This is a genomic window from Rhodobaculum claviforme (assembly GCF_016653255.1).
Lineage (GTDB): Bacteria > Pseudomonadota > Alphaproteobacteria > Rhodobacterales > Rhodobacteraceae > Rhodobaculum > Rhodobaculum claviforme.
The window spans coordinates 1-10,965 of sequence record NZ_NHSD01000259.1 but is presented as its reverse complement, the minus strand read 5'-3'; the positions used below and the strand labels follow the sequence as shown (position 1 = coordinate 10,965).

Sequence of the window (10,965 nt, the reverse complement as noted above, 5' to 3'; positions counted from 1 at the left end):
CACTATGCGCTGTGGTACATCACGACCGGCGGCGCAGCCAGACCTCCAGCGCCAGCAGATAGGGGACGTAGAACGCCCACATGGTCACGATGTCAAAGGCCCCGGTGAAATCGGGCCGGGACGCCGCGCCGCCGGTCGTGATGTACCACAGCGCATAGTGCAGCCGGTACAGGAACGACCCCATCGCCAGCACGAACAGCCGCAGCGCCCAGGCGCGGTGCCGCGCCACGTCGCGCGCGCGCGCAAAGCGTGGCGCCTGCACCGCCGCCACCAGCAGGCAGGCCCCGTAGCCCGCGAACGCCACGTCCATCATCGCGCCGCCCACCGTCCCCCGCAGCGCGATGAACGCCAGCCCGGCCACCGCCGTCACCCCCGCCAGCGCCACGATCGCGCGCCCCAGCCACCGGTGCGCCCCCGGCCAGCGGCGCCGCAGCACCGGCAGCACCTGCACCGGCGCCAGCACCGTCAGCGCCGCGCCGGTCAGCATGTGGGCAAACATCAGCGCGTTGGTGAGGGCCGCGCCCGCGCGGTCCAGATGGGTGTCGCGCGCCGCCGGGCCCGGCAGCCCGTCCAGGCCGAAGCGCACCGAGTAGTCCACGAACGGCAGCGCCAGCAGCCACAAAAGCGCCAGCCCCGCCAGCGCCGCCCATCGGCCCGCCCGGCGCCCGCCACCGTGCCCGCCCGCCGTGTCGTCCATCGTGCCGTCCCCTGTCGCAGCCTCCCGCCCTCGCGTGCAACTCTGGCGCGCGGCGCGGCGATGTCCAGCAGCGCGGGCGGCGATTGCAAGGCGCGGGCTTTGCGGGCATCACTGCGCCCGCCGGGCGGATCGGAGGGGAACGGAGATGGTGGTGGTGCAATACCTGCGGTCGGTGGTGTTCATCGGGCTGATGTATCTGTCGATGGCCGCGCTGGCGGTGGTGTTCGCGCCGCTGGCGGTGGCGGACCGGAAATTCGCCCATGCCGGGATCCGGGCGTGGACGCGCTTGGTGCGGTGGCTGGCGCATCGGGTGGTGGGGCTGGCCTCGGAGGTGCGCGGGCCGGTTCCCACCGGCGAGGTGCTGGTGGCGGCCAAGCATCAGAGCTTCTTCGACATCATCATCCTGCTGTCGGTGCTGCCCAACCCCCGCTTCGTCATGAAGAAGGAGCTGGAGCGCGCCCCGATCCTGGGCTGGTACGCCAGGCGCATCGGCTGCGTGTCGGTGGACCGGGGCCAGAAGGGCCGCGCCATCCGCGCCATGGTCGAGGCGGTGCACCGCGAGCGTGGCGATCCGGGCCAGCTGGTGATCTATCCCCAAGGCACGCGGGTCGCGCCGGGGACGCTGGCGCCCTACAAGGTGGGCACCGGAGTGCTGTATCAGGAGCTGGGCGCCCCCTGCGTGCCGGTGGCGTGCAATGTGGGCGTTTTCTGGGCGCGCCACAGCCTGTATCGCCGCCCCGGCCGCGCGGTGGTGGAGTTCCTGCCCGAGATCCCGCCGGGGATGGAACTGCGCGCCTTCATGACGCAGCTGGAGGCGGAGGTGGAGACCGCCTCCAACCGCCTCATCGGGCGCGCGGCCTTCGACGGGCCGGAGCTGCGCTGAGGTCAGGGGCCCTGCGCGGTGGGGCGGATCAGGCCGGGGCGGGCGCGTCGGCGGGGCGCTGTCCGCCGATGGCGGTGGTGACGCTGTCGGCCGCGGCGCGGACATGGGCGCCGATGGCGTCCGCGCGCGCCCGCGTCATCCGGAACGCGGGGCCCGAGACGGACAGCGCCGCCACCGGCTCGCCATAAACGTTGAAGACGGGGGCGGCGACGCAGCGCATGCCCTCGGCGCGTTCTTCGTCGTCGATGGCGTGGCCGCGCGCGCGGGTGGCCGCCAGATCCGCCATCAGCCGATCCGGTTCGGTCAGCGAGCGCGCGGTGAAGCCCGCCAGCCCCTTGCGCGCGACGATGTGCGACACCCGCGCGGGGGCATAGAACGCCAGCAGCGCCTTGCCGATGCCCGACACATGCATCGGGCTTTTCATCCCCGGCGGGAAAAAGGCGCGGATCGCCTCGTGCGTCTCGATCTGGGCGAGGAACAGCACCTCGTCGTCGGTCTCGATGCCCAGATTGGCGGTCTCGCCGGTGGCGCGCATCAGATCCTGCATCGGCGCGCGGGCGCGCTCGGCCACCTTGGTGCGGCGCAGGAAGGCCGAGCCGATGCGGAACGCGCCCGCGCCGACGTGCCAGTGCTGGCCCGCCGGGTCCAGCTCCACCACGCCGTGCTGTTGCAGCGTCACGAGCGCGCGATAGACGGTGGCGGGGGCTTCGCCCGCGGCCTTGGACAGGTCCGTCAGCGTCAGCCCCTCGGCCCCCGCGAGAAGGCCCAGCAGGTCCATCGCGCGGTCGAGGGCGCGCACGGTGTTGGCCTCGGTGCGGTCGTCAAAGGCGCGGGGACGGCCGCGGCGGGGGGTGTCGGGCATGGCGGACCTCCGGGTTTCTGCCCCAGTCCTAGGCTGCGGTAAAATCGATTTCAACCAGCGAAAAACACCAAGGCGCTGTCCTGCATGGGGTTTCATGTGATTTTCGTCAGTCGGAATAATATTTCAGAAAAAATTGCGCCGCCGCGTCGCCGCCGGTACTGTGCCACCATGTTCAGGGAGGACCCCACCATGTCGCTGCAAAACCCCGTCTTCATCCCCGGTCCCACCAACATGCCCGAGGCGCTGCGCAAGGCCTGTGACATCCCCACGATGGATCACCGATCGGCCGCGTTTGCCCGGCTGTACCGCCCGGCGGTCGAAGGGGTGGCGCGCATCCTGGGCACCACTTCGGGCGAGGTGCTGATGTTCCCCTCCACCGGGACGGGCGGCTGGGAGGCGGCGGTGACCAACACGCTGAGCCCCGGCGACACGGTGCTGGCGGCGCGGCATGGCATGTTCAGCCACCGCTGGATCGACCTGTGCCGCCGCCACGGGCTGAAGGTCCAGGTGATCGAGACGCCCTGGGGCGAGGGCGTGCCGCTGGGCGCGATGGAGGCCGCCCTGCGCGCCGACACCGGCCACGCGATCAAGGCCGTGCTTGCCACCCACAACGAGACCGCCACCGGCGTGCGCAGCGACATCGCGGGGCTGCGCCGGGCGATGGACGCGGCCGGGCATCCGGCGCTGCTGTTCGTGGACGGCGTCAGCTCCATCGCGTCGATGCCGTTCGAGATGGACGGCTGGGGCGTCGACATCGCCGTGACCGGCAGCCAGAAGGGCTTCATGCTGCCCGCGGGGCTGGCGATCCTCGGGGTGGGTCCGCGGGCTTGGGCGGCGATGGAGACGGCGCAGTGCACGCGCGCCTATTTCGACCTGCGCGACATGCGCGCGGCCTGTGCGCAGGGGGCCTATCCCTATACGCCGGCGGTTGGGTTGATCGCCGGGCTTGCGGCGTCGGTCGCGATGCTGGAGGACGAGGGGCTGACGGCGGTGTACGATCGCCACACGCGGCTGGCCGAAGGCGTGCGCCGGGCGGTGGCGGCGTGGGGGATGCAGCCGTGCGCGGCGCGCCCGGAGCTGTATTCCGACACCATCACCGCGGTCGTGGTCCCGGCGGGCTGTGACGGCACCGCGCTGGTGCGCCATGCCGCAGATGTCTATGGCGTCGCCTTTGGCGTGGGCCTGGGCGAGGTTGCGGGCAAGGTGTTCCGCATCGGCCATCTGGGCATGCTGACGGATGTCATGGTGCTGTCGGGGCTGGCCACGGCCGAGATGTGCATGGCCGATCTGGGCTGGAAAGTGCGTCTGGGCTCTGGTGTCGCCGCCGCGCAGGAGTATTTCCGCCACACGGCGGCGGCCCCGCTGCGGGCCGTGGCCTGACACGCGGGCGCCGCGCGGCCCGTTTTGAAACCATACGGGGTGGCCCTGGCGGCCCCCCACCGGGCGGGCGCAGCCCCGCCACCGAGGGGAGAGGACGAATGAAGGATCTCGACGGGCTGGACCTGCCCACCTTCGAGGACGTGATCGCCGCGCATGCGCGCATCGCGCCGCACATCCGCCGCACGCCGGTTCTGGTCTCCGAGGCGCTGAACGCGCTGACCGGGGCCGAGCTGTTCTTCAAGTGCGAGAATTTCCAGGAGGCCGGCGCCTTCAAGGTGCGCGGCGCCTGCAACGCGGTGTTCGGGCTGGACGACGAGCAGGCGAAGCTCGGGGTGGCCACGCATTCGTCGGGCAACCACGCGCTGTCGCTGTCCTATGCCGCCGGGCGCCGGGGTATTCCGTGCACGGTGGTGATGCCGCGCACCGCGCCGCAGGCCAAGAAGGACGCGGTGATCGGCTATGGCGGGCGCATCGTCGAATGCGAACCCTCCACGTCCTCGCGCGAGGCGACATTCGCCAGGGTGCAGGAGGAAACCGGCGCCGAGTTCGTGCACCCCTACAACGACCCGCGCGTGATCGCGGGGCAGGGCACCTGCTCGCGTGAGCTGGCCGAGCAGGTGGAGGGGCTGGACGCGGTGATCGCCCCCATCGGCGGCGGCGGCATGATCTCGGGCTGCTGCCTGACGCTGTCGACCATCGCGCCCCACATCAAGATCTACGCCGCCGAGCCCGAGCAGGCCGACGACGCCTACCGCAGCTTCAAGGCCGGACACATCATCGCCGACGACGCGCCCGACACCATCGCCGACGGGCTGAAGGTGCCGCTCAAGGACCGCACCTGGCATTTCGTGTCCAACCACGTCACCGACATCCTGACGTGTTCGGAGCAGGAAATCATCGACGCGATGAAGCTGACCTTCAAGCGGCTGCGGGTCGTGATGGAGCCGTCCTGCGCGCCGCCGCTGGCCGCGATCCTCAAGAACCCCGAGGTGTTCCGGGGCAAGCGCGTGGGCGTCATCATCACCGGGGGCAATGTCGATCTGGACCGCCTGCCCTGGATCAAGGGTTGAGGATCGCGCCCGGCATGAACAAGTTTGCGTGGGACGAAGACGATATCCGAAGCGGCGGCGTCACCTATACTCCGCCGCCCGACGCGACACACAGCATTCCACCCGGCACCGCCGGGACCACCAACGACAGGGAGGCGACGATGAACGCACCGACCAAATTCGACGAGCTTGAAGTGGGCTATGACATTCCCGCGCTGCCGGGCATGGACGAGGCCGACATCCAGACCCCGTGCCTCGTGCTCGACCTCGACGCGCTGGAGCGCAACATCAAGAAGATGGGCGATTATGCCCGCAGCCACGGCATGCGCCACCGCGTGCACGGCAAGATGCACAAGTCGGTGGACGTGGCCAAGCTGCAGGAGACCCTCGGCGGCTCCGTCGGCGTGTGCTGCCAGAAGGTGTCCGAGGCCGAGGTGTTCGCCCGTGGCGGCATCAAGGACGTGCTGGTGTCCAACCAGGTGCGGGACCTCGCCAAGATCGACCGGCTGGCGCGCATCCCCAAGCTGGGCGCCCGCGCGATCTGCTGCGTGGACGACGTGGCCAACGTGGCCGATCTGTCGGCGGCGGCCGTCAAGCACGGCACCCAGATCGAGTGTCTGGTGGAGATCGACTGCGGCGCCGGGCGCTGCGGCGTGACCACCACCCCGGCGGTGATCGAGATCGCCAAGGCCATCGACGCCGCCCCGGGCCTGAAGTTCACCGGCATCCAGGCCTATCAGGGCGCGATGCAGCACATGGACAGCTACGAGGACCGCAAGGCCAAGACCGACATCGCCGTGGACATGGTCCGCGACGCCGTCGCCGGGCTGAAGGCCGAGGGGCTGGAGTGTGACATCGTCGGCGGCGGCGGCACCGGCAGCTACTATTTCGAGTCGAACTCGGGCGTCTACAACGAGCTTCAGTGTGGGTCGTACGCGTTCATGGACGCGGATTACGGCCGCATCCTCGACAAGGACGGCAAGCGCATCGACCAGGGCGAGTGGGAGAACGCGCTGTTCCTGCTGACCTCGGTGATGTCCCACGCCAAGCCGGGCAAGGCGATCTGCGACGCCGGCCTCAAGGCGCAGTCGGTCGATTCGGGGCTGCCGTTCATCTATGGCCGCACGGATGTGAAATACGTCAAATGCTCGGACGAGCACGGCGTGATCGAGGACACGGGCAACGTGCTCAAGGTCAACGAGAAGCTGCGCCTCGTGCCGGGGCACTGCGATCCCACCTGCAACGTGCACGACTGGTACGTCGGCGTGCGCAATGGCAAGGTCGAGGCCGTCTGGCCGGTCAGCGCGCGCGGCAAGGCGTACTGAGCACGGACACGGGATTTCGGGCGCCGGGGGCATCCCCCTCGGCGCCCTTTGCATGGGAAGGAGACGGAAATGCTGGTGGTGCCCGAGGCGTTGATCGCCGATCTGGTGAGTGCGGAGGATGCCTTCGCGGCGGTGGAGGCGACCTTTGCCGCGATGGCGCGCGAGGACGCCTACAACTTTCCGGTGGTGCGCGAGGCGCTGGGGGAGGGGCGGCAGTACGGCTTCAAGTCCGGGCTGGACCGGGCGGGCCATCTGCTGGGGGTGAAGTCGGGCGGATACTTCCCCGGCAACGCCGATCGCGGCATCCCCAACCACCAGTCCACGGTGTTCCTGTTCGATCCTGATTCGGGCCAGCTGAAGGCGCTGGTGGGCGGCAACCTGCTGACGGCGCTGCGCACGGCGGCGGCCTCGGCGATCTCCATCGACCGGCTGGCGCGGGCTGACGCGCGGGTACTGGGCATGGTCGGTGCGGGTCACCAGTCGGCGTTCCAGATGCGCGCCGCCGCCCGCGTGCGCAAGTTCGACAAGGTCGTGGGCTGGAACTACCACCCCGAGATGCTGCCGCGGCTGGCCGAGACCGCCGCCGAACTGGGCCTGCCGTTCGAGGCCGTGAGCCTGGAGGAGATGGGCGCACAGGCGGATGTGATCGTCACCATCACCTCGTCGAACGCGCCGTCGGTGATGGATGCCCACATCCGACCGGGCACGCATCTGGCCTGCATGGGCACCGACACCAAGGGCAAGCAGGAGGTCGAGGCCGCGATCCTCGCCCGCGCGCGCGTCTTCACCGATGAGGTCGCGCAGTCGGTGTCGATCGGCGAGGCACAGCACGCCATCGCGCAGGGGCTGATCGCGGAGGGCGACATCACCCCCATCGGCGCGGTGATCAACGGCACCGCCCCGGGGCGGCAGTCCGACGACGACATCACCCTGTTCGATGGCACCGGGGTGGGCCTGCAAGACCTGGCCGCTGCCGATGTGGCGGTGCGTCGCGCGGTGGAGCGGGGCATGGCCAGCGACGTCGCGCTGTGACCCGGCGCGCCCCTGGCCCGTTACGGGCCGGGGGCGTCCAGCCGGGCGGACAGCGCCAGCAGGTCCTCCCACGCCGCGCGCTTGGCCGAGGGCGTGCGAAGCAGATACGCGGGGTGCGTCATCGGCAGCGCCGGGCGGCCCAGCACCTCGCGCCACTGGCCGCGCAGCCGCAGGATGCCGCTCTCGCCCAGCAGCGCCTGCAGCGGGGTGTTGCCCATCAGGACCAGCACCTCCGGGTCCGCCAGCGCGATGTGACGCTCCACGAAGGGGACGAACATCGCGCATTCCTGCGCGGTGGGGCGGCGATTCTCGGGCGGGCGCCAGGGCAGGATGTTGGTGATGTAGACGGCGCGGGCGATGTCCTCGGCGCTGCGTGACAGGCCGATGGCGGCCAGCATCCGGTCCAGCAGGCGGCCCGCGCGGCCGACAAAGGGGCGGCCCTGGAGGTCCTCGTCGCGGCCCGGCGCCTCGCCCACGATCATCACGCGCGCGCCCGGCTGGCCGTCGGCAAAGACGCAGTTGCGTGCCCCGTGGCGCAGGTCGCAGTGGGGATAGGCCGCCATCGCCGCCGCCAGCGCCGCCAGATCGCCCGCGCCGCGCGCGGCGGCATGGGCCTCGGCGACCGGGTCGGCCTCGGCTGTCGTCGGGGGCGCGGGGGGCGCGGCGGTTGCTGACCCCGACACTGGCCCAGCCTCCAGCGCATAGCGGTCGACGGGCGCATCGCCCACCGGCGCGTCCGCGCCCAGCTCCAGCTGCCACGCCAGCAGGGCGCGCGCCGTCTCGATGTCCAGTCCCGCATGCATGGCGCCACGCTAGCGCCCCCGCGCGGGGTGGTAAAGCGGGCGGTTGCCGTGGCGTGCGTGGGGGCCTAGAACCCAGCCGAGGCCAAGGATGATCCCCATGACGCTGCGCGCGCGCCACCTTCTGGGCATCGAGCCCCTCGCTCCCGACGAGATCACGGCGCTGCTGGATCTGGCCGAGCGGTATGTCGCGCTGAACCGCTCCGGCTCCAAGCATGCGGATGTGCTGGCGGGGCTGACGCAGATCAACATGTTCTTCGAGCCCTCCACCCGCACGCAGGCGAGCTTCGAGCTGGCGGGCAAGCGGCTGGGCGCGGATGTGATGAACATGGCCGTGGCGCAGTCGAGCGTGAAGAAGGGCGAGACGCTGATCGACACGGCGCTGAGCCTGAACGCCATGCACCCCGACCTGCTGGTGGTGCGGCACCCGGCCTCGGGGGCGGTGAACCAGCTGGCGGAGAAGGTCACCTGCGCGGTGCTGAACGCGGGCGACGGGCGCCATGAACACCCCACCCAGGCGCTGCTGGACGCGCTGACGATCCGGCGGGCCAAGGGGCGGCTGCACCGGCTGACGGTGGCGATCTGCGGCGACATCGCCCACAGCCGGGTGGCGCGGTCGAACCTGATCCTGCTGAACCGGATGGAGAGCCGGGTGCGGCTGATCGGCCCGCCCACCCTGATGCCCGCCGGCGTGGCCGAATTCGGCGCCGAGGTGTATGACGACATGCGCGCCGGGCTGGAGGGCGCGGACGTGGTGATGATGCTGCGCCTGCAGCGCGAACGCATGGACGGCGGCTTCATCCCGTCCGAGCGGGAATACTACCACCGCTTCGGGCTGGACGCCGAAAAGCTGGCCCATGCCGCCCCCGACGCCATCGTGATGCACCCCGGCCCGATGAACCGCGGGGTGGAGATCGACGGCACGCTGGCCGACGACATCCGCCGCAGCGTGATCCAGGAGCAGGTGGAGATGGGCGTGGCCGTGCGCATGGCCGCGATGCATCTGCTGGCCGACAACCTGCGCGCCGCGCGGCGGGCCGGGGCGGGCTGAGCGCGTGGCCCGGATCGACCCCGGCCCCTTTGCGCCGCATCTGGAGCCGGGCGAGCGGCTGGTCTGGCGCGGCCGCCCCGCGCAGGGGTGGCGGCTGCGATTCGGCACCCAGCGCGGTCTGGGCCGGGAGGAGCTGCTGTGCCTGCTGGTGGGGATCGCCTTCATGGGTGCGGGGGTCAAGGTCCTGATCGAAAGCGCCGCGCGCCCGGGTGAGGGGGTGCTGGCGCTGCTGGTGGCGCTGGCGGGTGCCGCGCTGGTGGTGGGGCCGCACTGGGCCGACATGCGCCGCCGCGCGCGCCGCGCCTATGCGCTGAGCGACCGGCGCGCGCTGATCCTGACGGGCGGGCATTTGGTGGCGCAGCCGCTGGCCGACAGCGGGCCCGCGCGGCTGCTGCCGGGTGATCCCGGTGGGGTCCTGGTGGCGGTGCGCCCGCGTCCGATGAACGCCACCGCGCTGTTGCTGGGCCGCCGGATGCACCCCGGCGATGTCGTCAGCTTCGAGTTGATCGCGGATGCGCCCCGTGTGCTCAGCCTAGTGCGGCAATATGCCGGCCGCGCGGATTGAGCGCGACGGAAACCCCGCGCCGCGGCGTATAAGCAGGCACAACGGCGACGGACCGCCGGTCCGTGGTCCCTGAACGGGGGTGTCGATGCGTTTTCTGTCCCGCAGCCTGATGGCTGTGTTCCTGTTGTCGGTGACGCTGGCGGTGCTGTCGCTGGCGGCGTTTGTGGTGATGGACGCGCTTGCCGACCGACGCGCCGCGCCGATGCCGCAGCGCCCCGCGCAGGAGCGTGTGCCCGCGGTGCCCGTCGTCACCCTGACGCCCGGGCGCGAAACGCCGGTGATCGACGCCTTCGGCGAGGTCCACGCCCGCCGCACGCTGGAGCTGCGCGCCCCCGCCGCGGGCCGTGTGCTGGAGGTGGCGGCGGGGTTGCAGGACGGGGCCGATGTGCGCGCGGGTGATCTGCTGGTGCGCATCGATCCCGCGGATGCGACAACGGCGCGGGATCTTGCGGCCACCGACCTTGCGCGCGCGCACGACGAGCTGGCCGAGGCGCGCGTCGCCGTGACACTTGCGCGCGAGGATGTGGTCGGCGCGCAGTTGCAGGCCGAGCTGCGCGAGCGTGCCCTTGCTCGTCAGAGCGATCTGGCGACCCGTGGCGTGGGGGCCGCCGCCGCCTCGGAGGAGGCCGAGATCGCGCTGGCCACCGCCCGGCAATCGGTCGTGTCCCGCCGCCAGGCGCTGGCCACCGCCGAAGGCCGCGTCGCCCAGGCCGAAAGCGCGCTGGCACGCCAGCTCATCGCGCTGGCCGAGGCCGAGCGGCGGCTGGCCGACACCGAACTGCGCGCCCCCTTCGACGGGCGCCTGACGGGGGTGGCGGTGGTGACAGGGGGCCTTGTGGGCACCAACGAGCGGATCGCCACGCTGATCGATCCCGACGCGCTGGAGGTGCGCTTCCGGTTGTCGGCGGCGCAGGCGGCGCGGCTGCTGGAGCCGTCGGGCGCGGTTTGGCCCGCGCCGGTGACGGTGACGCTGGATCTGGACGGCGTGCCGCTGGTGGCGCGCGGGCGGCTGGACCGCGCCGGTCCGGCGGTCGGCGAGGGGCAGGCGGGGCGGCCCCTGCATGCCGTGCTGGACGGCGGCGCCGGGCTGATCCCGGGGGATTTCGTCCGCGTCGCGGTCGAGGAACCCGCGCTGGAGGATGTCGCGCGGCTGCCGTCGCGGGCGGTCGATCAGGCCGGGCGCGTGCTGGTGCTGGACGCGGATGCGCGCCTGAGCGAGGTTGCGGTGCGCGTGCTGCGCCGGCAGGGCGACACGGTGCTGGTGTCGGCGCCCGACCTGGCGGGGGCCGAGGTGGTCGCGGCGCGCTCGGCCATGGTGGGG

The 10,965-nt window shown here is 71.7% G+C and carries 11 protein-coding genes; 8 read left to right on the top strand and 3 right to left on the bottom strand.

Translation table 11 applies throughout. The features are described 5' to 3' along the window. Window positions 1-19: 19 nt before the first annotated feature. The gene (locus CCR87_RS09700) at window positions 20-697 is read right to left on the bottom strand and encodes a DUF2306 domain-containing protein (RefSeq protein ID WP_201157327.1); all 678 of its coding nucleotides are present in this window, start codon (window positions 695-697) and stop codon (window positions 20-22) included. Between the two features lie 145 nt (window positions 698-842). Here CCR87_RS09700 and CCR87_RS09695 point away from each other — a divergent pair, with 145 nt between their 5' ends. Next, the gene (locus tag CCR87_RS09695; RefSeq protein WP_201157326.1) at window positions 843-1,580 is read left to right on the top strand and encodes a lysophospholipid acyltransferase family protein; all 738 of its coding nucleotides are present in this window, start codon (window positions 843-845) and stop codon (window positions 1,578-1,580) included. A gap of 28 nt (window positions 1,581-1,608) precedes the next feature. Here CCR87_RS09695 and bhcR read toward each other — a convergent pair whose 3' ends face one another. Beyond that, a complete protein-coding gene (gene bhcR / locus CCR87_RS09690) occupies window positions 1,609-2,442 on the bottom strand; it encodes an HTH-type transcriptional regulator BhcR (RefSeq protein ID WP_201157325.1) in 834 nt (277 codons plus the stop codon). 189 nt (window positions 2,443-2,631) lie between these two features. Here bhcR and bhcA point away from each other — a divergent pair, with 189 nt between their 5' ends. The 4 genes from bhcA (at window position 2,632) to bhcD (ending at window position 7,228) form a co-directional block, all read left to right on the top strand. Further along, entirely contained in the window at window positions 2,632-3,822 is a 1,191-nt protein-coding gene (gene bhcA, locus CCR87_RS09685) for an L-aspartate--glyoxylate aminotransferase BhcA (protein ID WP_201157329.1), read from the top strand. A gap of 98 nt (window positions 3,823-3,920) precedes the next feature. Further along, window positions 3,921-4,892 carry a beta-hydroxyaspartate dehydratase BhcB gene (bhcB, locus tag CCR87_RS09680; protein WP_201157324.1) on the top strand — a complete coding sequence of 324 codons (972 nt, stop codon included), beginning with the start codon at window positions 3,921-3,923 and terminating at the stop codon, window positions 4,890-4,892. 140 nt (window positions 4,893-5,032) lie between these two features. Then, window positions 5,033-6,196, top strand: a complete 1,164-nt coding sequence (gene bhcC / locus CCR87_RS09675) for a 3-hydroxy-D-aspartate aldolase BhcC (protein WP_201157328.1) — start codon at window positions 5,033-5,035, stop codon at window positions 6,194-6,196. A gap of 69 nt (window positions 6,197-6,265) precedes the next feature. Then, a complete protein-coding gene (gene bhcD, locus CCR87_RS09670) occupies window positions 6,266-7,228 on the top strand; it encodes an iminosuccinate reductase BhcD (RefSeq protein WP_201157323.1) in 963 nt (320 codons plus the stop codon). A 20-nt stretch (window positions 7,229-7,248) separates the two neighbouring features. Here bhcD and CCR87_RS09665 read toward each other — a convergent pair whose 3' ends face one another. Then, the gene (locus CCR87_RS09665; RefSeq protein WP_201157322.1) at window positions 7,249-8,031 is read right to left on the bottom strand and encodes a uracil-DNA glycosylase; all 783 of its coding nucleotides are present in this window, start codon (window positions 8,029-8,031) and stop codon (window positions 7,249-7,251) included. 97 nt (window positions 8,032-8,128) lie between these two features. On the opposite strand from CCR87_RS09665, the gene CCR87_RS09660 reads away from it, so the two are divergent. The 3 genes from CCR87_RS09660 to CCR87_RS09650 all read left to right on the top strand — a co-directional run. Further along, entirely contained in the window at window positions 8,129-9,079 is a 951-nt protein-coding gene (locus tag CCR87_RS09660) for an aspartate carbamoyltransferase catalytic subunit (RefSeq protein WP_201157321.1), read from the top strand. Window positions 9,080-9,083: 4 nt separating this feature from the next. Beyond that, window positions 9,084-9,644 carry a hypothetical protein gene (locus CCR87_RS09655; protein WP_201157320.1) on the top strand — a complete coding sequence of 187 codons (561 nt, stop codon included), beginning with the start codon at window positions 9,084-9,086 and terminating at the stop codon, window positions 9,642-9,644. Window positions 9,645-9,729: 85 nt separating this feature from the next. Further along, on the top strand, window positions 9,730-10,965 hold a 1,236-nt coding region (locus CCR87_RS09650; RefSeq protein ID WP_201157319.1), incomplete at its 3' end, for an efflux RND transporter periplasmic adaptor subunit.